This is a genomic window from Methylocystis sp. Uni0008 (assembly GCF_056838045.1).
In genome coordinates this window covers 78,405-99,307 of the sequence record NZ_JBXEJH010000002.1, presented here as the reverse complement: position 1 = coordinate 99,307, position 20,903 = coordinate 78,405, and the positions used below count along the sequence as shown (strand labels likewise).

The window sequence follows — 20,903 nt, the reverse complement described above, 5'->3', positions numbered from 1 at the left end:
GACGTGGCACATCCAGAACTCGGAAAACAGGGCCGGCCGGGCGACGCCTCCGCAATCGAGCGGATTCTCGCGGCTGAACGCGAAAGCGAGAACGCGCTTCAAGAGTGTCGACGGCGGGCGCAGCTCCTGGTGGCGGCTGCTCAGGAAAGCGCCAATGCGCTCGGGCGGCGAACTGAAGCCCGCATCTCGAGATTGTACGCGTCATGCGGCTCAATCGACAATGGTGCTGCAAAACTCTTGGGCGAGCCAAGCTCGGCTAAGGCGATCCCCAGCACTCGACAAAATACCGCTGCGCTGAGGCGGGCGGCTGCGCGCCTCGCAGCGAAGCTCACGGGTGGCGACGATGAGGCCTCTTGCTGAGTGGAGCTATGTCCAGGCAAGGTTGCAAGCTCGCCATGGCGCGCGCTTGGGCGAGCCCGAGTGGCGTATGCTCGAGACCGCCAAAACGCAGGCGAGCCTCTTAGAGAAAGCGCGCTCAACCTCGCTTCGCCGGTTCATCAATCGCATAGATGACGAGATGACGAGTCATGCGATCGAGCGCATTCTGCGCTTTGCATGGCATTCATATGTGGCGGAGATTGGGAGTTGGACGCCGCCAGCGTGGAGGCGGGCGACGCTCTGGGTCAGCTATGTCCCGGATCTCGTCGTGTTGGATCGCCTTCTCGCCGGTGAGACGGCGATTTGGCTGCGCGACGACCCGCTGTTCGGTCCACTCGTTGACGCCGATCACGATACGCGCCTCGGCAAGCTCCGAGCGTCTCCGTTCTTTCCGCTGGCAGCGGCTCCTAAGGAAATCGGGCTTGGCGAAAGCTGGCGCGCACACTGGCGGACGTTGTGGCCGCAGCGCTGCGGGTCTCACTATCAACCACCGCTCGAGAAACTCGCCGATCTTGTTAAAGCTCATGTTAGCGAGCTCGCCGAGGCCAGCGTCGAAGAATTGAGCCAACTCTATCGGCAGAAATTGGCGCATGCGTTGACGCGAATGTTTCGCAGATGCGGCGGGACGCCTGCCGCCGCATTTTGCCACCTGGCGCTGGTGGCTCTCGATGTAGAGCGTCTGCGCGGCAGCCTCGTTCGACGACGGTTATTCGATGCCGCATATGCCGAGAGGTCCGGATGACGTTGCGCCCAATTCCTGCACGCTGGTTTGAGCTGATTACGGTGCACGCCGATGTCGTGAACGCCATGGAACGCCTTTCGCGCACAGGCGCTGTGGAGCTTGAGACGTCCAATCGCTTTGCAGAGCTTTTGCTAGCTCCTGATCTGGAACGGCGCCTAAAGGATTACCGTGAGCTCGCGAGTCGTTACCGGGCATATTGGCCTGCTCCCGTGGCGGAACAAAAACGGCCGCCGGAATGCGCTCTTAGAATATTGGACTCTGCTTGTCGGCGGCTAGCGGCGTGGCGTGTCAAAGCGGACTCGATCATCGGTCCGCTTGAATACAAATTACGGCGGGCCGCAGAATTAAATTCTCTAAGAGAAGCGCTGAGCTATGTCGGCGACGAGTTCCCTGCTCCCCAACTGTTGGCGGGCGCTGGCCCAAAACTGCGGGCTAGGCTTGCATTGCTGCCGGCGGGCGCGATGCCGGGCCAGCCTTCCGCTCGAATTCTGTTCCATGGCTGGCAATCATCGGCTGCGAACTACGTCTTAGCGGTTGGCCTGCCGCCGGACATCGACCAATTTGAGGCGCAGGTTCTAAATGTCCAAGGACGCTTCATACCGCTCCCCGCTTGGTTGCCGCCTTTCGTAACGGACGCCAAGCGGGTCATATCGGAACGTCTCTCTTGCCTTGAAAAGGAGAATGACGCACGGCGCGGGGAGCTTGCGGCATTGTCTGCGCGATTACGGATTTCGCAAGCGCTGGCAGATATTGCGATTCTCGAGTGGCTCACCCGAAATGTAAGCGCATTGCGCGGAAGCGGAAGGCTTGTGTGGATCACTGGGTGGACCAATGATCTTGGGGGAACGGTCCTGCGTAAGGCGCTCGATCAAACCGGCGTGCGTTATGCGCTCCGCATTTCGGACGCGCCGGTTGGAGCGGAGCCGCCGATGCTTCTCGGTAACCCCTATTGGGTTCGCATCTTCGAGATGTTTGCTCGGCTACTCGGCGTGCCAGCGCGCCACGAAGCTGATCCGAGCCTTATCGTGGCGACTCTCGCCCCGCTAATGTTCGGTTTTATGTTCGGCGACGTCGGCCAAGGCCTGGTCCTTCTTGCAGTCGGCTTAATCTTCGGTCGTCGCGTTGCTTTCCTTAAGATCCTCGTACCTGGAGGGCTCGCCGCCATTGGCTTCGGTCTTCTATTCGGCAGCGTGTTTTGCAGAGAGGATATTATTCCCGCGCTATGGATTCGTCCGTTGGTCGAGCCGGTCGCTTTGCTCATCGCCGCTCTATCCATCGGCGTGGCGGTTCTCTCAATTGGCATGGCGCTTGACGCCGCGCAGGAATATTGGCGCGGCGCCGCACGCCGCTGGTGGCAAAGTAAGGCGGGCCTGTCCGTCGCCTATTTCGGACTGATCCTTTCGCCGATCTGGGCCGAGAGCTTAATTCTCGTAGCTCTTGGCGCGGTCTGGTACATTCTCGGCTCAGCGATGTTCGCGCAAGAGGGGCGACTATCCGTTGGTCTGCGGGGCGCCGCAGAGTTTGTCGAGCAGTGTTTGCGGTTGCTCGTGAATACGGTCTCATTCGCACGCATTGGGGCTTTCGCGCTTGCACATGCCGCGCTGTCGGCGGTTGTTGTTAGTTTTGCCCAGGCCAGTGGCCCTGTCGCTTACGGATTCGCGCTGGCGCTCGGCAATCTTTTTATCATCGCCCTCGAAGGGTTGGTGGTGAGCGTTCAAGCGACCCGCTTGATGCTGTTCGAGTTCTTTATTCGCTTTTTTACCGCCAAAGGGCGCGACTTCAATCCGCTTTCTTCACCCCACGTCTCCGACGCGAATTCGCTGAGAGGTGCGTCATGATGCTGCTGCGAACGCCTTCGATGGCGACGTTGAGTTTTATTGCCGCTTTAGCTATTGTCTTTTTGGCGCAGCTAGAGTTCGCCGAAGCCGTCGAGGCTGCGCCAACAACCGCCGATTCCGGTGTTGCGCAGTGGGCCATGATCGCCGCCGCCGTCGCATCGGGACTCTCCGCTCTGGCGGCAGGCTATGCGGTCGCCGCCGTTGGAAGCGCAGCGGTTGGCGCTCTCGCCGAGAAGCCTGAATTGCTGGGCAGGGTGCTTATCGTCGTCGGCCTCGCGGAAGGCGTCGCGATCTATGGGCTCATCGTCGCTGTCCTAATTCTAAACAGAGTTGGTTGACATGGGCGCGGCCATTTTCATCGGCGACGAAGTCGCCGCGGCGGGCTTTCGCCTTGCGGGCATCGAGACAATGACGCCCCCTATCGAGGCCATAGTTCCGGCGTTGGAAGAAGCGAAGCGGAAGGCGGCGCTCGTCATCATCGCCGCGAGCATTGCTCGGCACATACCACGATCTGACCTCGAGGCGACGCTTCGCGCGGCTCAACCTATTGTCGTCATCGTCTCCGACCTCCTGTCGCCTGCGCGTTCGCCTGATCTTGGCGGGAGGCTCAGGGTCCTCCTGGGTATCGAGCCATGAACGAGATTGGAGAGGGAGGCACTTTCCCGGCGGAAATGCTTCTGCGGGAAATCGAACGGCAGATGCAGGATGAAATGCGAGTCATCGACGAAGCGGCTGATCGCGAGGCGGGTACTATTCTCGCCCAGGCTCACGCCGCCGCGCGTCGGCGCATGCGCGACGCCGTTAACGAGTTGCGTAGAAATCGCGCTCTCCGTTTAGCGCGTGACAGAGCCAAGATCGAAGAGGCCGCGCGCATGCGCGCGCAACAAAATGCTGCAGAGGCGCTCAGGCAAGCTTGGCCATTCTTGATCGAAGCGCTCGACGCCCGCTGGAAAAGTTCCGCCGCCCGCTCACGCTGGCTTGAGGGCGTCGCTCATTATGCGCGTGATCGATTAATGGCAGGAAGTTGGACCATTGAACGTCCTCCTGGTTGGAGCGCCAACGACCAAAGGCGTATTTGCGAACTCCTCGACAAAGGGCAGGATGACATCAGTTTCACAATTGATCGCGACATCACGGCCGGGCTCAGGATTCGCGCTGGTCAGGCGACGCTCGACGCGACGTCGCAAGGACTCTTGGCGGATCGGCGCGCCAGGGAAGCCTCACTTCTCGCTGAGATCAACTCCCAAGCCAAAAGCGAGCGCCCGCGGCGCGGTGTGAAGAAATGACGAGCGAAGCGGTAATTCGGTGGATCGGCGGTCCTGTGCTTTATGCGCGCGCCAGGGGCTCTTTCCACATCGGCGAAGCGATTGAAGTCGGCGACCGGCGGCTGCGAGGCGAGGTGATTCTACTGAAGGGCGAGGAGTTGGTCGGGCAGGTTTATGAAGACACGACTGGGCTTCGGCCAGGGGATCTGGTCCACGGCGCCGGCCATCCTTTGTCGGTGCGTTTAGGTCCCCACCTCCTCGGACACATCTTCGATGGGTTGCTGCGTCCCCTCGACGAAGCGCCGAGAGAGAATGATGCTGGGAGCCGGTCTCGTGGTCCCATTCCCTTTCATCCTTTGGTCGAAATTCGCCAAACGGTAACGCCGGGCATCGCCTTCGGCTCCATCCCGAGTAGCGGCGTGTCGCAACTGTGCCTTCTGCCGCCAGACGTCGCCGGCGTCGTGGAGCATATCGTCGAGGAAGGCGAGTTTGGACCCGATGCGAAACTCTGCGTGATTCGCACGTCATCAGACTCGCTGCAAGAAATCGGCTTTTTTCACAATTGGCCAGTGCGGCGAGCGCGGCCCGTTCAGGGGCGGCTGCTGAGTGATGAGCCAATGATCACTGGCCAGCGCATTCTCGACACGCTCTTTCCAGTGGCGAGAGGCGGACGCGCAGCCTTGCCCGGCGGATTTGGCGCCGGCAAGACGGTCTTGCAGGAAACCCTTGCAAAATGGAGCGACGCGGACGTCATCGTTTACGTCGGCTGCGGCGAGCGCGGCAATGAAATGGCTGAAGTCCTGCACGATTTTCCCTCGCTTTACGATCCTCGCACCGGCCGAGAATTGATGGAGCGCACCGTCATCATTGCGAATGTCTCAAACATGCCGGTCGCAGCGCGTGAGGCGAGCATCTACACCGCTGTCACTGTTGGCGAGTATTTCAGAGATCAAGGGCTCCATGTTGCGCTGATGGCGGACTCGACCAGCAGATGGGCGGAGGCTTTACGGGAAGTGTCGGGCCGCCTGGGAGAACTGCCTGGGGAATCCGCCTACCCGGCGTATCTCGGCTCAAGATTGGCTGAATTTTATGAACGCGCGGCGCAGGTGCGGACGCTTTCCGGCAGGATCGGCTCAATGACGATCATTGGCGCTGTTAGCCCGCCGGCCGGCGATTTTTCGGAACCGGTGACCAGCCATACAAAACGTAATGTCCGCAGCTTTTGGGGCCTTGATCGGAATCGAGCGCAGGCCCGCTTTTATCCGGCGATCGACCCGCTGCAGTCTTACTCCGAGGGTGCGTCGCGATTTGCGCCTTGGTGGGCGGCGCGTGGCGACCCAAATTGGGGAGAGCGCCGACAGGCGCTCATGTCGCTCCTTGAAAGTCAGGCCAGTCTCGAGCGGATGGCGAGAATCGTCGGCAGGGACGCCTTGCCGCCCTCCAGTCAGCTGACGCTGCTTTGCGCCGGTCTCGCCAATGAGGCGTTTTTACGCCAGTCGGCCTTCTCGAAGGTCGACCGCTACTGCTCTCCGCAACGACAGACGGCGATGCTCGGCCTCATATTTCGATTCTTCGAGCTTGTGCAGCTTGCCTTCGAAGATGCTGGCGTGCCGCCGCAGGACTTAGCGGAACTTAGCATATTGCGTCGGTTGCGACGAATGGGAGAGGAGATCGGCGAAGGCGAGTTGGAGAAATTTCAGGAATTGCGTAGCGCTTTGGAGGCGGAGATAGCCGAATTGAGAACAGCTCATACCAGAAAGGCCGCGCCACATGCTGCCTGAGCTCTCAGTTCAAGGCGGCGCGACCGCGATCGAAGGCCCGCTGCTATTCTTGAATCGCAGTGTCCAAGTCGGTTTGAACGAAGCGGTTGAAATCCTGCAACGAGGCGAAAAGCCGAGACTCGGTCGCATCGCGGCGCTCGATGACGATGTCGTCGTGATCGAAATCCTTGAACCAACGATCGGACTGGGACTTCACGACATTCGTGTGCGCTTTCTTGGAGAGCCCCTCCATTTCGAGCTCGGTCCAGGTCTGCTGGGGCGCATCTTCAACGGGGTCGGCCAACCAGTTGACGGCGGACCTCCAATCGCCGCGGTGAGGCGCTTGCGTATCGATGGTGAACCGCTCAACCCCGTGCGCCGTGATCTGCCGAGCGATCTCATCGAGACGGGCGTTTCGGCTATCGACTTGATGAATAGCCTGGTCCGCGGCCAGAAATTGCCGATCTTCTCAAGCGGGGGGTTGCCGCACGACCGCATCGCCATCGAAATTGCCCAGAATGCGCGATTGCGGGGAGATGCCGCTGGCGCGTTCGCCATTGTTTTCGTGGGCATCGGCATCTCGCATGAAACTGCAGAAGGCTTTCGTCAGGCGATGCAGAATTCTGGCGCTCTCGCGCACACGGTTATGTTCCTCAATCTAGCAAGCGAATCGTCGACTCAGCGGCTGCTGACGCCGCGCTTTGCTCTTACCGCGGCGGAATATTTGGCGGCTCATGAGGATCGACATGTCCTCGTCATCGTAACCGACATGACGAACTATTGCGAAGCTCTGCGTGAGGTCTCAGCCAGTCACGGCGAAGTTCCGAGTCGTAAGAGTTATCCAGGCTATATGTATTCGGACCTCGCTTCGCTTTATGAGCGCGCCGGATGCGTGCGCGGCGAAAAAGGAACCGTGACACAACTGCCGATCTTGACCATGCCGGCCGACGACATCAGCCATCCAATACCGGATTTGACGGGCTATATCACCGAGGGCCAACTGGTGCTTGATCGGGCGCTAGATCATAAAGGCGTTTATCCGCCTATTAATGTTTTGCCGAGCCTTTCGCGTTTGATGGACCAGGGCGTCGGCGCCGGCTTCACGCATGAAGACCACCCCGCACTTGCGAGCCAACTCTTCGCGTCCTACGCGAAGGCGACGCAGGTGCGGCTACTCGCAAGCGTCGTCGGTCGAGATGGGCTGACGCATATAGATCGTCAGTACCTGGCGTTCGCCGATCTATTCGAACACGATGTGATCCGTCAGAGTCGTTCACGGACTTTGGAAGAAAGTATGGAGCTAGGCTGGCGCGCGCTACGACGGCTGCCCAAGCTCGAACTCGCGCGTCTTTCCGATGCGCAGATCTCGATTCACCTTAATGAGAATGAAGGCGCCCATGCGTGAGGCGACGACCACGAGAAGTGCGGCGCTCGAGCTCATTAGCGAGCGCGAACTTATGCGCGAGGGCTACGAATTCCTAGATCAACAGCGCATTCTGCTCGCAACCGAAATGCTCCGCCAACTCAAAATCTATGAGCAGTTGTTCGAAATATTTGAAGCCGAGCGAAGCGTCGCCGCACGAGCGCTCGAAGCGGCCGTCGAGCGGCATGGTCTCGACGCTCTGCAAATTTACCCAGCGCCGGCAGCGCCGAGCATCGATTTTGCGACCGAGGGGAGCCTGCTCGGCGTTCCTCTGCTTGTTCTTGGGGAATTCGCCGAGTCTCTCAGCGTTCCGCTCGAGGCAATTGACCCGTCGCCGGAAGCAAAGTCCTGTCGGAGGGCCTTTGAACGTCTACTTCGGATTTCGGCAGACGTGGGGGCAAGAGCAAGCAATCTTCATCGGCTCGGTCGCGAGTACCAACGCGCGAATCGCCGCGCGAAAGCTCTCGAGAATGTCCTTTTGCCCGAAGTTGAAGAGGCGATTAGGCGTGTCGAGGACCGTCTCGATGCTGTAGATCGAGAGGAATTGATACATGCCAAGTGGGTAATGAAAGGGTCGTCCAAGGTGCGATGAGCGCGATTGAGGTACAATGAACGCGTTCAGTTTCTCTGGGACGTGAATTACCTGAAGCCGCGCCGACCCAGCATTATGCGCTTCTGGAGCAGAACGTTGCCGGCTCCCGACACCGATCCGATAAATCAACGATAATCAATCAAACGCGCGGACAAGCTTGATCGGTGTGTTTTGCGCGCGACATCTGCCCGATCAAGCGACGCCGGAGTTGGCGTCGGTTCGCAATACGCGCGTCATGCACTGCCGCAAGGCCGGATACGCCGTCAAGCTCGCCGAAGCCTTGAAGGGCTCCGTCACCGGCGAAACGCGGCTCGGCGAGCTTTCATTCGTCTAGACCACGAAGTGCAGGAGGCGCAGGAAAGAGGGAACCATGGGGAGCTATGCCGGCCAGGGGCGTCGCGCATCCGCGACAGATAGGCGCCCATGGGGGAATACAGGCGCAGCCGGGACAACAAAGGAACCCATTCGACGATTGCTCCATTTTGCGAAAGGCGTCAGCATGGCTGGGTTTAAGGCAGCCAGACCAGACTTTCACCGCCCGCCCCGAGACGTCAAGGCGAAGGCGCTACTGTCGCACGACGAGCACTGAGCACTTTGCGTGGTGTACGATGGCGCCGGCGTTAGAGCCGATGAGAAACCGATCCATTCCGGGCCGATGGGATCCTACGACCACGACGTCAGCGCTCCACTCCTCGGCTTCCGTCAGAATCTTTTGATAGACGGGACCGAACAGCACAACAGTCGAAACGCGTTCCTTCGCGTAGTCAACGCTGGCCGCGAGGGCCGTGATCTCCTCCTCAATGCCTAGCCGAATATCCGTGTCGAAATCTCCCTTGACGTAGTCAAGAAAGGCGACTGGGATAAGCGTCTGCACGTTGACAAGCCGGAGTTCGCTATTGAAGGCCCGAGCGAGCGCCGCAGCTTTGTCAATCGCTTGTTTTGTCATCTGAGATTCGGTGAGATCGATTGCAGCAAGAATCTTCTTGAACATCTTCGCCTCCTTGGCTCTCCCTTTAGTAGTTAAATGCCGATGTCTACTGCCGAGGCAACGGTGCCTTGGGCATATGCGCGCGCGAAGGCCATCTATCTGCGCCCCCGCCTTCGCCGACCAAGACTGCCCCAGCCCTCCCTGTATTAGGGCGGCGTCCAGCAACATTGCAGGGGAGTTAGGCGCGCGTCGCTAGATTTTGCCCCAATGCTGAGAGGCGGCGGGTACGGTCGGATGAATCGGAGAGCGCAAGCCGCTACTGCGTCCTTTGCATATTCGTCAACTTCTGCGGTTTCATGTGCCTGCACCCCGGTCATCATCCGTTGGGAGGGACATCGCTGACATACGCCAGTGACCGCGGAGGAGCGCAAACGGCCCTTGGGTCTACCGCCAGTCAATGGAATTCACCCGCACTGGCGATGCGCATGATTCACACGATCGCAATGCAGCGGCGACGCGCGGGAGCACTGCGACGCCGATGGAGAGGCGCGACGTGACGCCGTGCCCAACCCACTGGAAGCAGGCTGTATGGGCGCTTGCGGTTCTCCACTGGCGGCGCTGCGCAAATCCGGCCGATGAGCAGAGCCGTAAAAAAGCCCGAGAACTTGGAGCGTCCGAGCTTCTAAGTCCTCTAATTATGAGTACTCGCCCTCAGGATGAGCCGCACGGATCAGATGACTTCTCTTTTCAAACCTACTGATGGCTCTCTTGGCCTTCGCCGAACAGGGGCTGGCGCACGGTTCAGGTTTGGACGTGCGTCGCCCTCGCGCGGGAAAGGCCGTGTCTTAGATGTCTCGACAATTCTCGTTTGCAGCGAGTCGCTACGCTTACGCTCACCACAGTCAATGGGAGTAATTTAACAGTTGCCGACGATCACGCTAAAAGAGAGTGAGCTGCTAAAGCCGAAATATTCGTGTCGCGGCTTCCTTCCGGAATTAGATCCGCTCACCGCCTTTCCGTCTGGTTCGCCTTACGCCGCGCTCGACGAAATCGGGCGCGATCTACCCAGTCTCCTTCATGAAAAGGAGTTCCGGACCTACGCGCGCGCGTTGCGCATTCCCCCCTGGGAGGATCCCATCTCCGAGACGACTCTTTCACAGCTTCGTCTGTATTACGTCCGGATTGGATTCCTCGCATCGGCTTATATCAATCAAGTCGGTCAAAAGCCGGCTACGTCTCTTCCTCTCAACATTGCCGAACCGCTCACTAAGGCGGCGAAACGGCTCAACCGACCGCCAATTCTCAGTTACGACGGCTATGCGCTGTACAACTGGAAACGGTTTCGCAAGAACGGGCCGATCGCGCTCGGGAACATCGACACGATCCAGAACTTTGTCCATATGTACGACGAGCGCTGGTTCATACTCGTGCATGTCGAGATCGAAGCCATCGCAGCGGAGATTCTGTCGGCGATCGCTACGATCAAGCGTAGGCTGATCGTTGAAAGCGCCTCTGATCTTAGCGCCGATCTTTGGCGCATCGAGAAGGCGATACGACGACAGGTCGAGGTGCTCAAGCGCATTCCTGAGCACATGGATCCGACGCTTTATTATAGGACCTTCCGGCCTTACATTCGCTTTTTCGAGAACGTGACCTACGAAGGCGTCGATCAAGCCCCCTTGCATTTCCGTGGCGAGACGGGCGCACAGAGCAGCATCATGCCGACGCTGGTAGCCTTTATGAAGATTCCACATCAGCGGTCTTTGCTCTCGGATCATCTCTTCGATATGCGCAATTACATGCCGGCCGAACATTTGGCGTTGATCGAAGAGGTTGAGGCTATGGCCGATGTGCGAAATCCCTTGCATAAGGAGGCCTACAACGCTGTCTTGGAGGCGATGGCAAGCTTCCGGCGGGTCCATTACGGCTGGGCTGAGGAATACATTAATCGTTGGACTGATGACCCGCGAGGAACGGGCGGCACTCCCTATATGCAGTGGCTGCAACAGATGCTCGTCGAAACCGAGGCGCACTGTCTTTGAGCAGTAGCGAGCGAGTACGAGCGATCGGCGCCGCGCGTGAGGCGAGGCAAAAGCAGGAGCCAGCGCATGAAAGCAATCGCGATCGATGGTTACAGCGACGCAGACAGTTTGAGCCTGCGAGATTTGCCCGATCCGCAGCCAGGCGACGAGGAGATGCTTGTTCGTGTCCGAGCAGCCAGCGTAAACCCCTTGGATTGGAAGATTCGGCAAGGCCAATTGCGATTCTTACTCCGCCTGCGCTTCCCTTATGTTTTGGGGTCGGATGTCGCGGGCGAAGTCGTGTCGTCAGGCATGCTTGCCAGAAGGTTCAAGGCAGGCGATCTCGTTTTTGGCTTCAGTGATCCGAGGCGAGGCGGCGGTTATGCGGAACTGGCGGTCGTAAAGCAGGCGATGGCCGCCTCGAAGCCCGAATCTTTGGATTACGCCGAAGCTGCTTCATTGCCGATTGCAGGATGTGCGGCCTTGCAGGCTCTGCGTGATCTCGGCAATCTCTCCCGAGGCTCAAGGGTTCTCATCCACGGTGGAGCGGGTGGGGTGGGGCACTTCGCCGTACAGATCGCCAGAGCGTTCGGCGCAGTGACTGCCGTCACCTGCGGGCCCTCCAACGTCGAGTTCGTCCGTTCACTCGGCGCGGATTCGGTCATCGACTACCACCAGCGTGACTTTACTGCTGAAGGGGCCAATTATGACGTCATCTTCGACGTCGTCGGCAAAAGTTCATTCTCTGCCTGCCGAAAGATTCTGGCGCCCGGCGGCGTCTATATCACGACGTTGCCGAGCCCGGCGTTCTTTTTCTCGAGCGCTATTCAGAAGTTCGCGAAGGCATTCGGCAGAGCCAAGCAGGCCAGGCTGCTTATGGTTCGACCCAACGGGGACGATCTCGCTTATCTCGGTCGACTGGTGGACGAGGGGAAACTGAAGCCAGTCGTAAGCGTTAGGCTTCCTCTTGAGCAGGCAGCGGAAGCCCACCGCGTCGGCCAAGCCGGCCACGTGCGCGGGAAGATGGTCTTGGAAATATCCGATCGCTCCAAAACGCACACGCCCGTCTAGATCGCAGCGCGGCGCGGCTTTTGTTCGAGGAGCGGGCATGTTGCAGGGGAGACCTGAGCGGCGGTTCGGCGCTTTGGTTCCATGGAATTTCGGATTGCTCGGGCCGCGTTGGCAAATATTTGCCATATGTGCGGACCTGGCTGGCCGCGCGTGTTGAGGGATGGCGTTCGTGCGATATTTCCTCTTCCGTTTACGAATTCAGTTTCGTCGAATTCGTTTTTCCTGGCTTATTTCGACGAGCGCCACCATGTTGACGCCGCTGCAGGCAAGCGCCAGTCCGCCCTCGGGCGCCGGGGTCATATTGCGGATGACGCCGCCGCCCGAAGGGACGGGCCACCGCTTGAACGATTCAGTTTTCGGATCGAATCGCACCAGCATGTTTGGCGTAGCCGCCGACTCGGCGTACCAGATGATATCGTTGACCGCAGTAATCGCGTAAGGTCCGGATTCTCCGCCACCGGGGGACGGCCATTCGACGACCTCGCCGGTCGCCGGGTCCAATCTGCCGATATAGCCCCTCGGGTAATCTGAATACCAAATGAGATCGTCGCTGGTCACCGCGATCCGCCGAGGCCTCGCCTGGGGATTTGGCAAAACGAACTCCTCGATCCGCATCGTCTGGGGATCGACGCGTCCGATCTTGTTCGAGCCGAATTCGGCGAAGAACGGCGCGCCCTTGGAATTTACCACCAAGCCATAGGGCAGGGAATCTGCGGTCGGTGATGAGACAAGCTTGATCTCGCCCGTCGCCGGAGCGAGACGCCCGATCATATTTCCGCCGATCACGGTGAACCACAACGTTCCCTCCTGATCGAAGGCCGGCGTGTGCGGGTCGCGGGCCTTCGGATCGGGAAGCGGAAATTCTCGGATGTCGCCGTTCATGGGATTGAGCTTGCCGACGTAACCCTTGAAACTCGCCGTGAACCAAATATTGCCGCCGGCGTCGGAGACGAGCCCGTGCGGACCCGAGTTCGCGGTTTTCAGACGGTACTCCCGAAACTGACCGGTCTTAGGATCAAGACGGCCGAGCAGGTTGACCATCTGTCCAGTGTACCAGATAGCCCCATCGCTCGTGGCGAGAGGATCGTGGGGGTGCGAGCCGGGCGTTGGCACGCGCCATTCCTTGAAGGTTACATGAATGTCTCGAACAACGATGTCTGAGATCGAAGCGTCGTTTCGGAAGCCACTTCCACTCGGCGAAACAATGCTGATTGCGACCGCGAGGGTCAGCAAGACTCGTTTTTTGCGCATCATCAACTCTCGAGGCATACCGAGAATTAGCGCCCAACCTTCCCCCTTCAATCTTTCTGGATATAGCAGCGCCTATGCTGAATCCTTTTCTACTCGCGATTTTGTCTTTCTGCGAGTTTGCCTTTCCAGCCGCTTATTTGTGATCGTGACCATGCTCATTCTCTGAAGATTTTTCGATATCGGCCTCCATCGTCTTGAATTGTTGGGCGGAGAGCCGAGGTAGACGACGAACGAAGGCCACGATATTCCATATTTGCTCATCCCGATGCGTGGGCCCGAATGCGGGCATCGCAGTTAGCTTGACGCCATTCTTGATGATCCAGAACAGTTCCGCGCTGCTCCATCGCCCTGAAGTTTCGGCGAGATTCGGAGGCTCCGGTCGCAGGCCTTTGCTGATGTAACTGCGCTCTTTCCCCGGTGCGCTGTGACAAATGACGCACATGTCGTGATAATCCTTGAATCCCTTTCTTATCTGATCCTCACTCCATGTTTCTGGCGACTCGTTTCCCGCGTGGGCTCGCACGGAATTACGCATGGTCCAACTCAGAACGACGCGCGCCAAGGCCGTGTGGGGCGCGGTGGCGGCCACGTTGTAGACGCCGCTGACGATGACGAGAAAAGCGCCGAGCGCGCTGACGATGAACGCTGTCACGAAGCCGGCAAGAAACTTCATGGCGCACCCTCCCCGATAGTCATATGGGGCGTCCTGCGAAAAGCGGACCGGTTCCTTGAGCGATCGTTGGGGCGCAAGGGCCTCATCGTCATCCGCGCGTGGCACAGAACTTCGCCGTCTCCTCGAGGCTGGGGTTCGATGTCGTCGAGACGCGCGGCGCCGCCTTTTACCCCCATGCGGGGTCAGCAGCCGCTGCTTGCGCCATCGATCCATGGCTCCGAAGACGAACGCGTCTCGATGCGGCCTTCACCCCATAGCAGCGGCGATGCCTGCAGAACCGCCGGAAGCGGTTGAGGCGCGAAAACAGCGCGAAATCAGCGCGCCGCCAACAATCATCACAAGGATCCGCGGTCCATTGCGCGAAGGCGCCGCCAGACGGGTCCGAACTCCTTGCGAGCGCTGGAATGTGCGGCCGCTGCTCGATCCAAGCCACGCGGCAAGAGCAACAAAAAATGCCGACGCAAGACGGCGACCCCGGCGAGGTATCGGGTGATCAGTGAGGCATCGGCTCGGGACTAAAATTCCATTTTGTGGAAAACGTGTCCCCTTTTGCCAAGGGCGCGCTTCCGCCAAATATGCGATTGAGCCGAAAGTGCCAATTTCGCTTTTTATTCGTAAGGTCAAAAGGGCAAAAGGTGCGTTCGCCTGGATCGCGACATTGTTGGCCTCTGCCGATTCCATGAGTGTGTACTACGTCGCCTCCCCGGCCTCCAACATGTCGAGCACGGGACAGGGTGGCGCCGGATCGCCGGAACAATGGGCGATCGTCTCGGCGAGAATCTGTTCAAGTTTGGCGAGGTCGACGAGCTTCGCCCGCACATTATCGAGATGCGCTTGCGCGATCCCGCGCACCTCGGCGCAGGAGCCGCGCGCCGGCTCAGCGAGAGCCAGCAGAATGCGAATATCGTCGATGCTGAATCCGAGCTCGCGAGCGCGGCGAATGAAAGCCAGCCGTCTAACGTGCGCCTTTTCGTAGGCGCGGTGGCCGCTTTTCGTCCGGGCCGGTTTCGGCATCAACCCTATGCGCTCGTAATAGCGCACTGTCTCGAGATTGACGCCTGCCGCGCCGGCGAGCCTTCCGATCGTCAATACCCTCATGCCGTGAATAATTCCCCGCTTGCACCTGTAGCCGCTACGGAATGCAGAATAGCTCAATCATGAGGGAGGAGCGAGACATGGCGATCACAACCCGCGCACAACAGATGATGCCGCCGGAGGCGCCGCCGCCCGCCACGACAGCCGCGGCGAAGTGGTTCGCGGCGCTAGGACTCGCAGCGGGCCTGGGGGCAGTGGTGGCGTCCTCTTGCTGCGCCATTCCCTTCGGTCTCGCCGCGCTGGGCGCGGGCGCAAGCATTCTCGGCGGGCTCGCGACTTTTGCCGCTTGGCGCATCCCGTTTCTTGCTCTTAGCGCCTTGGCCGTCGTGGGAGGTTGGGCGGCATGGTGGCGGAGATGTCCAATGCTTTGCGCGTCTGAGTCGCGGTGCGCGTCGCGCGGAAGCTCACCCGCCACGCTGGCGCTTCTCCTATGCGTCTCGGTGATCGTGGCGGCGGCAGAAAGCTGGAGTTACATAGATCCTGTGCTGCTCAAGCTGTTTCGGGGCCGGTGATGCCGATCGTCTCGACGCTCACCTGTCCGGCCTGCGGCCATAGGTCGACGGAAACCATGTCGACGGACGCCTGCCAGTTCTATTATGAGTGCAAGGCTTGCGGGGCCTTGCTCAGGCCAAAGGCCGGGGATTGCTGCGTCTTTTGTTCCTTTGGGGACGTTCCTTGTCCACCGATGCAGGAAGCGAAACAACGGGACAGCGCCGCGAATTGCTGCTCCGATCTGTCAAGTCAGGCGGCGCGATGCTCCTCCACTCGAGACCACAGGCTTTGATGGACCAGAGCACCGCCGATCAGCAGGAGATCCGCGCGATCACGGAAGGCGATCAGCGAGACCTCACCACGCTATTGAGCGCCGGCCAACCACCCGTCGGTCGATTTGGGAACGACCTGATGGCGAGATCGGGCACGAAGGCGGAGTAGCCGAGAAGCACGACAAGGATCAGGCTCTTGGAAATTCCTCCATGATCGTTTGCGCGGAGCGGTTGACGAACGCCATGCGGCGGCGGCGACGAGCGTGAGTCCACGCAGCCGCTGTGATCCTTCGACGTCAAGGCGCCTCTCTACATCGGACGTTGGGAATGGCGGCGCGCGAAATGCGCCGATCAACTGCGCGTCCTCCCCTTGTGGATGCGCCCCTTGCTTGCCGGTCGTTCTTTCTTCAACTTCGGAATTCGCGGGTCAGCGGCAAGGATCGGCCGCACCTGCACCCGTCCGTCGGCGGGAAACTGCGCCTCGCCGGTCTTGACCATCGCTCCCTCTCCAAGCTGCTCCCATGCTAGGCATGTAGTCGCACGAGTTGGAATTTTCATTGCAAAGTCTTTCGAGCGAAGCGCCGGACCTGGGCCTCGAACGCACTACCCTCGTCATTCACCCTCCGGCTCTGCGGCCTGTGATTTCGCTTGTACGCTATCTGCTCTTGGCCGCTGTCGTCGCCGCCGACAACAAGGCCACCACCGTCTTTTGGTCGCACGGAGTAAAGTTTAGGCGGACGGCGTCCGGTCGACGTTCCTGACTAAGCAGAAGCCGGGGACGAAATGCGGCTCGGATTACGTTTGCTCAGAGGCCGAGGAACGGAAATGCAGGCGTCAACGCGGCGGCGAAATCGCGCAGGAATTTCGCGACGTGTGCCCTTTCGGTGATCGTCAGCAGACCGGCCCTGTCGGCGCGCGTGAACGGGATATTCTCGGCGTCCAGTTTGGCGAAAGTGCCGGCAGGCAGAGCGGGAAACTCGATTTCGACGCCGCCGATGACGAGCAGTTTTTCGCGCGTCTTGCCCCCTTTGGCCACGCCCTTGGCGTCGGTGAAGCCATACCAGAACGGAAAATCACTCGGCGGTTTGCCGTGTTTGAGGTTGATCACCGCGACGTGATCGGCTCTGTCGCCGATCAAACTCAACCATCGAGCGACGGATTGAGCTGCGCCGACGTCCGGCGAAATGACGTGAAATAACGTCAGCCTGTAGCCATGAGCTTCGAATGCGTCGAGAAGCCCCTCAAGTCCTTCGCCGCCGTCGACGATCCGCGTGAGGTCCGCCAAGAGGCCGCCGGCGAGATCGTGAACGTAAAGCCTTTCGCCAGACTCGATCGAGTCGAGCAGAATGTTGCGTTCATCATCCGCGCGACCGTTGTAATAGCCGACGCCTTCAATTGGATTTTGCACGCGCTCCACTGCGCCGCTGGCGTCACGGCTGCCGAGAACGCGCGCGGTCGCGCCGACGCTGCTGTCGGCGTCATAGGCCGCGACGCGCTTGCCGCTGGTGCGGAGGTGATCGACGAGCGTGCGCGTAAACACAGACTTACCCACACCGCCTTTCTCATTGGCGACGAGGGCCACGCGCTTGACGGCGGCGGGCGAGGCAGCCGCGCGAGGACGGGCTTTGACGGCGGCAGTAGCGGTAGCCATGTCCGAATGTCCTTTGCTGTCGGGGTTAAGTGTCGCGATTGGCCGCGACGCTAGATCTTGTTCGTTACACATCGTCGTCGAAGCGATGCCCCAGAACGTCCTTCGTAGTTCTTCGAGCTTGCGTCGGAGGCTTCGTCGCCAATAGCGAAGGAGACGTCGCGATCGTTCTCGCCGCATCGGCTGTCCTCGAGCCTGATTTAGCCGTCGTCGTTTTTGGCCTGGCGGTGACGGACGCCTTTGTCCTTTTGCGTCGCTTGGCGGGGCGAGCGCGCGCCTCATTGATGTATTTGTTCAACGTGCGGACGGCGATGACAAAGCCATTGCAGCGCAATATCTCGGCGAGTTCCGCGCCCGTATACCCTTTCGCGCGGAAAGCGAGCAGATCCGGCAGCAATTGCGCGACTGCGGCTTTCAGAGGGCTGCGGGAGCGGGCGCCTTCTTTCGGCGGAGCCGAGCGTAACGCCGATTGAAGGGCTGACACTCTATCGGAGATCGCCAAGCTCGCTTTAACCGCGTTTTTGTCCACAGCATCGCTTTCCTTCAACCTTGCGTGATCGTCATGTGTCTCGCTCTATGTCCAGCAGAAGACCGCGGGACTAGCCAGGGGACGCCGAGCGATCACGAATCGAATCAAGATGGCGTGCGACGAAAATATCGCGTCATTTGCGACGAGATCGCGGCGTGAATAGTGAATTTTCCAAATATCGACACTGCTCCCGTGGGGAGCATTGTCGTTTCCTATAGGCCGCTCTGTGCGATCTACATCCTGGTTCAGCGGACTTCCCCGGCGACTCCCGCGCCCGCTTGGTGCTTTCCTCGCGATTTCCACTCGCTCGAAGCGAGCGCCACGACGCGATCATGGGCCATGGTTTCGTGCGCGTCGTGCACGCTCTCGCGGGCGCTGCGGCGTCTTTGGACCATCCGCGCATCCGCGACACGCTCGATTTGGGCAAAGTGCGAGCGGGCGTTGCGGTCGTCCGCTCTCCGATAGTTGCATTCCGCTCAGTTACAGGCGAGCGCCGGGCCGCACCGGGACGCGGCCGAGCCGCACGCCGCGCGCGTGAGAGCGCGTCAGATGGTGGCGAGGCGCCTGTGTCAATGAACCAGATGCTCAGCGAATAGCGCCTGCGTCACACCGAGTTTTTTCGGCGCTGGCGCAAGTCACGCCGGCTACTCGGCGATTGTTCTCAGGTCGCTGCGCGGCGGCGCTCGGGATGGCATTGCCGCGCCTTTCCTTGCCGCGCCTCTATCGTTGCGACGTGAATTCGACGACAGCGCACTCCATCGCAGGCGCGAACCCGTGACGCCGCATTCTCCGGACAGGTCAAAAAACTTGAGCGCCGATGAACGGCGCTGTAAGATGACACTTGGTCAAGGCCCCCAAGCCTGATCAAGCTCGAGCCCGGTCGCCGCCCGCCAGCGCGACCGGGTTCTTTCGTTCCGGCCATCGGTCAAATGGCTTCCAGCAGTCGGTCGATTCCCGAGTTGGGAACTAACATCCGGATTGCCGATCCTGACGAGGCGGACCTGCTTCGCTCGCCATTAGAGATGCAAGCGACTGACGCCGAGGACTGCGCAAGCGTGATTGATGCATCAAGCTGATTCGGGTCTCAGCTCCCTATCATTCAACCTTCGCAACGTTTGGTTTGCTGCGGCTCGGTTGTGCAGGGAGAGACGATTTATACAAAATGGCGAGTCTTCTGAGCTGCGTGAGCGGGCAGTAGCCATGGTGGAGGGAGGCGCGCCGTTGCGATAGGCCGAGAAGGAGTTCGGGGTGTCGCACCCGTCAAAGTTTCGCATGCGCGCACGGCGCGCAAGCCAACCCTTGTCGACGGAAGAGGGCTTGGACGCCTGGCGCTCTGGAAGTGAGCGTTGGCATCGGGCGAAGCGCGCCTGGCGCTTGCGATGGCGCGCTTAAGAGCATCGCGCCATCGCCAGACTAGGCTTTCGCCGTGACCGGCGCAGACTTTTTGCGGGGCTGGTCGCGACCGGCTAGCATGCTTCGGGGCTCCTAAACGCTCAGCGGAACGCCATTGCTTCAGCGCTGAGGCGTCGTTCTTAATAGAGTTTGGATCGACCGTCGAAAGACAAAGCGAATACGCGAGCGCGACCGCCGGCGGTCCGGCGCGACTCGAGAGTCGGTTTAGGAACAACGGGGTAGTAAGAAAGGCGCGAACGTCGCGGTATTTATCTGCAGATCGCAGCAGCGAGACTATCAAGGCTCAGATGCGGGCTTGCGTCCAGCTGTGCCGCATGTCTCTGCGATCTCTCCGCCGTCCAGCAGCGTAGGAGTCTGGCCATTGATGACGGGACAAAGAAGAATGAAGGAATGCCAGCCAATGCGGCGCCGGCCCATGCGCGTCAGATAACGCCGATGGCGGGAACGCGCGGCGACACACCGGCGCCGCTGCCGCGATCGGCACGCTCGCGCATTAGCGCCCCGAAACCGCGAAATGACGAAAGTTGACGCCGTAATCGTCCAGCAGTCTGTGCATTGCCGGGGAAAGATGAACGACTCGAAACGCCCTTTGATTTGACTGGCAATCGTTTCGCAGGCCAACGTATTTTGTGTAGAGCGTGTTCGCTTCGCCGTCGCCGACGGTCGAACGCACGTGTTCGAGCAGCATTTTCACTTCCGCGCCGCCGAAGTGTTGGATGAGGGCGCAACCGACGCGCAGGTCCTGCGCATAGGTCGGGCGCGACAATAGCGCGACACCCATCAGCATCACGCCGGAGCCAACGAAACTATTGATCTTGGCTGAGCTTCGCAGACGATTGAACATGGATCCCCCCGCCAAAGAATGACTGTGAGATCGCTTGGCATGCGCTTGGTCTGCGCTTCGCCGCATGCTGCCGAGCGGACCAGACCGGTCCGATAGTGTTGGACGGTCGTCTTGAGAGCCCATGACGCGGGCCAGACCGCTACAATATAGCATAATGCGAGAGTGCGTCGAATCTTTAGTAAAAACCGTCGGATCCCCGCGGTTTACATACACGGTCGCAGCGTTTTGGCCGACAAAGAGGAGACTAAGGCGGAGCAAAACGTGACAAGGCGCCCACAGCTTGCGCTATGCAAATCCTCGGGTGTGAGCCTTGCGCCTGTCATTTGCCGCGCCCACGCCCTCGCGCGCAGCCGAGGCCGAGGCGCTGCGCGATCGCCGTCACAACTCACAGCGCCGCTGAAGATGGCCGCAGTGACAATCGACGCGCCATCCTTGGTCCATCGCCGTCGGGCGCCGAGCGTCGGCTGCTGAATTGCCGCCGTGTTCGACGAGCTTGCTTTCTCCTTCACCGTCGTCTGACGCGCCCCGCGCCCGGGCCTTCCTGACTGTAGGACCAGTTGAGCATAAGGACCATCAACGTCACGGATCCGCCGTCGAGCGCTCATCGCTTACTCGAGCTGGTCGCGGCTAGATGATTGATTCACGGCAATCCCGTTGGGAGCCGCTTC

23 protein-coding genes are annotated in these 20,903 nt (G+C 60.0%); 14 read left to right on the top strand and 9 right to left on the bottom strand.

What is annotated here, in order from left to right:
- The first annotated feature begins 427 nt into the window (after positions 1-427).
- From AC0X69_RS20380 to AC0X69_RS20340, 9 genes are all read left to right on the top strand, one after another.
- On the top strand, positions 428-1,120 hold the full coding sequence (locus AC0X69_RS20380) for a hypothetical protein (RefSeq protein ID WP_482613756.1): 693 nt from the start codon (positions 428-430) through the stop codon (positions 1,118-1,120).
- Positions 1,117-2,958 carry a V-type ATP synthase subunit I gene (locus AC0X69_RS20375; protein WP_482613755.1) on the top strand — a complete coding sequence of 614 codons (1,842 nt, stop codon included), beginning with the start codon at positions 1,117-1,119 and terminating at the stop codon, positions 2,956-2,958. The genes AC0X69_RS20380 and AC0X69_RS20375 overlap by 4 nt, the downstream gene beginning before the upstream one ends.
- Positions 2,955-3,296 (top strand): ATP synthase subunit C, encoded by a 342-nt coding sequence (locus AC0X69_RS20370; RefSeq protein WP_482613753.1) that lies wholly within the window; start codon positions 2,955-2,957, stop codon positions 3,294-3,296. The genes AC0X69_RS20375 and AC0X69_RS20370 overlap by 4 nt, the downstream gene beginning before the upstream one ends.
- A 1-nt stretch (position 3,297) precedes the next feature.
- Positions 3,298-3,594 (top strand): V-type ATP synthase subunit F, encoded by a 297-nt coding sequence (locus tag AC0X69_RS20365; RefSeq protein WP_482613752.1) that lies wholly within the window; start codon positions 3,298-3,300, stop codon positions 3,592-3,594.
- A gap of 152 nt (positions 3,595-3,746) precedes the next feature.
- Positions 3,747-4,244 (top strand): hypothetical protein, encoded by a 498-nt coding sequence (locus tag AC0X69_RS20360; RefSeq protein WP_482613750.1) that lies wholly within the window; start codon positions 3,747-3,749, stop codon positions 4,242-4,244.
- Complete coding sequence (locus AC0X69_RS20355; RefSeq protein WP_482613749.1) at positions 4,241-6,004, top strand: V-type ATP synthase subunit A; 1,764 nt, start codon at positions 4,241-4,243, stop codon at positions 6,002-6,004. Before AC0X69_RS20360 ends, AC0X69_RS20355 begins: the two co-directional genes overlap by 4 nt.
- Positions 5,994-7,388 (top strand): V-type ATP synthase subunit B, encoded by a 1,395-nt coding sequence (locus AC0X69_RS20350; protein ID WP_482613748.1) that lies wholly within the window; start codon positions 5,994-5,996, stop codon positions 7,386-7,388. Before AC0X69_RS20355 ends, AC0X69_RS20350 begins: the two co-directional genes overlap by 11 nt.
- Positions 7,381-7,998, top strand: coding sequence for a V-type ATP synthase subunit D (locus AC0X69_RS20345; protein ID WP_482613746.1), 618 nt, complete (start codon positions 7,381-7,383; stop codon positions 7,996-7,998). Before AC0X69_RS20350 ends, AC0X69_RS20345 begins: the two co-directional genes overlap by 8 nt.
- A 157-nt stretch (positions 7,999-8,155) precedes the next feature.
- Positions 8,156-8,332, top strand: coding sequence for a hypothetical protein (locus AC0X69_RS20340; RefSeq protein ID WP_482613744.1), 177 nt, complete (start codon positions 8,156-8,158; stop codon positions 8,330-8,332).
- Positions 8,333-8,563: 231 nt separating this feature from the next.
- Here AC0X69_RS20340 and AC0X69_RS20335 read toward each other — a convergent pair whose 3' ends face one another.
- Positions 8,564-8,989, bottom strand: a complete 426-nt coding sequence (locus AC0X69_RS20335) for a universal stress protein (RefSeq protein WP_482613742.1) — start codon at positions 8,987-8,989, stop codon at positions 8,564-8,566.
- Between the two features lie 860 nt (positions 8,990-9,849).
- On the opposite strand from AC0X69_RS20335, the gene AC0X69_RS20330 reads away from it, so the two are divergent.
- On the top strand, positions 9,850-10,968 hold the full coding sequence (locus tag AC0X69_RS20330; protein WP_482613740.1) for a PrnB family protein: 1,119 nt from the start codon (positions 9,850-9,852) through the stop codon (positions 10,966-10,968).
- Positions 10,969-11,034: 66 nt separating this feature from the next.
- Positions 11,035-12,018, top strand: a complete 984-nt coding sequence (locus tag AC0X69_RS20325; RefSeq protein WP_482613739.1) for an NAD(P)-dependent alcohol dehydrogenase — start codon at positions 11,035-11,037, stop codon at positions 12,016-12,018.
- A 198-nt stretch (positions 12,019-12,216) separates the two neighbouring features.
- On the opposite strand, the gene AC0X69_RS20320 is transcribed toward AC0X69_RS20325, so the two are convergent.
- The 4 genes from AC0X69_RS20320 to AC0X69_RS20305 all read right to left on the bottom strand — a co-directional run bounded on the left by AC0X69_RS20320 (position 12,217) and on the right by AC0X69_RS20305 (position 15,040).
- Entirely contained in the window at positions 12,217-13,272 is a 1,056-nt protein-coding gene (locus AC0X69_RS20320; RefSeq protein ID WP_482613738.1) for a Vgb family protein, read from the bottom strand.
- Positions 13,273-13,402: 130 nt separating this feature from the next.
- Positions 13,403-13,942, bottom strand: coding sequence for a c-type cytochrome (locus AC0X69_RS20315; protein WP_482613736.1), 540 nt, complete (start codon positions 13,940-13,942; stop codon positions 13,403-13,405).
- Between the two features lie 246 nt (positions 13,943-14,188).
- Positions 14,189-14,623 carry a hypothetical protein gene (locus AC0X69_RS20310; protein ID WP_482613734.1) on the bottom strand — a complete coding sequence of 145 codons (435 nt, stop codon included), beginning with the start codon at positions 14,621-14,623 and terminating at the stop codon, positions 14,189-14,191.
- A gap of 9 nt (positions 14,624-14,632) precedes the next feature.
- Positions 14,633-15,040 carry a MerR family transcriptional regulator gene (locus tag AC0X69_RS20305; RefSeq protein WP_482613732.1) on the bottom strand — a complete coding sequence of 136 codons (408 nt, stop codon included), beginning with the start codon at positions 15,038-15,040 and terminating at the stop codon, positions 14,633-14,635.
- Between the two features lie 77 nt (positions 15,041-15,117).
- Here AC0X69_RS20305 and AC0X69_RS20300 point away from each other — a divergent pair, with 77 nt between their 5' ends.
- Genes AC0X69_RS20300 through AC0X69_RS20290 form a run of 3 tightly spaced genes read left to right on the top strand, consistent with a single transcriptional unit; the run spans position 15,118 to position 15,970 of the window.
- Positions 15,118-15,549, top strand: a complete 432-nt coding sequence (locus AC0X69_RS20300) for a mercury transporter MerT (protein ID WP_482613731.1) — start codon at positions 15,118-15,120, stop codon at positions 15,547-15,549.
- Positions 15,549-15,821 carry a GDCCVxC domain-containing (seleno)protein gene (locus AC0X69_RS20295; RefSeq protein ID WP_482613729.1) on the top strand — a complete coding sequence of 91 codons (273 nt, stop codon included), beginning with the start codon at positions 15,549-15,551 and terminating at the stop codon, positions 15,819-15,821. Before AC0X69_RS20300 ends, AC0X69_RS20295 begins: the two co-directional genes overlap by 1 nt.
- Positions 15,821-15,970, top strand: coding sequence for a hypothetical protein (locus AC0X69_RS20290; RefSeq protein WP_482613728.1), 150 nt, complete (start codon positions 15,821-15,823; stop codon positions 15,968-15,970). Before AC0X69_RS20295 ends, AC0X69_RS20290 begins: the two co-directional genes overlap by 1 nt.
- Positions 15,971-16,152: 182 nt before the next feature.
- Here AC0X69_RS20290 and AC0X69_RS20285 read toward each other — a convergent pair whose 3' ends face one another.
- The 4 genes from AC0X69_RS20285 to AC0X69_RS20270 all read right to left on the bottom strand — a co-directional run bounded on the left by AC0X69_RS20285 (position 16,153) and on the right by AC0X69_RS20270 (position 20,235).
- Complete coding sequence (locus AC0X69_RS20285) at positions 16,153-16,299, bottom strand: hypothetical protein (protein ID WP_482613727.1); 147 nt, start codon at positions 16,297-16,299, stop codon at positions 16,153-16,155.
- Between the two features lie 307 nt (positions 16,300-16,606).
- Positions 16,607-17,452, bottom strand: a complete 846-nt coding sequence (locus tag AC0X69_RS20280) for a nucleotide-binding protein (protein WP_482613725.1) — start codon at positions 17,450-17,452, stop codon at positions 16,607-16,609.
- 64 nt (positions 17,453-17,516) lie between these two features.
- A complete protein-coding gene (locus tag AC0X69_RS20275) occupies positions 17,517-17,933 on the bottom strand; it encodes a hypothetical protein (RefSeq protein WP_482613724.1) in 417 nt (138 codons plus the stop codon).
- Between the two features lie 1,951 nt (positions 17,934-19,884).
- Positions 19,885-20,235: a hypothetical protein gene (locus tag AC0X69_RS20270; RefSeq protein WP_482613723.1), complete on the bottom strand. Its 351-nt coding sequence runs from the start codon at positions 20,233-20,235 to the stop codon at positions 19,885-19,887.
- Between the last annotated feature and the right edge of the window lie 668 nt (positions 20,236-20,903).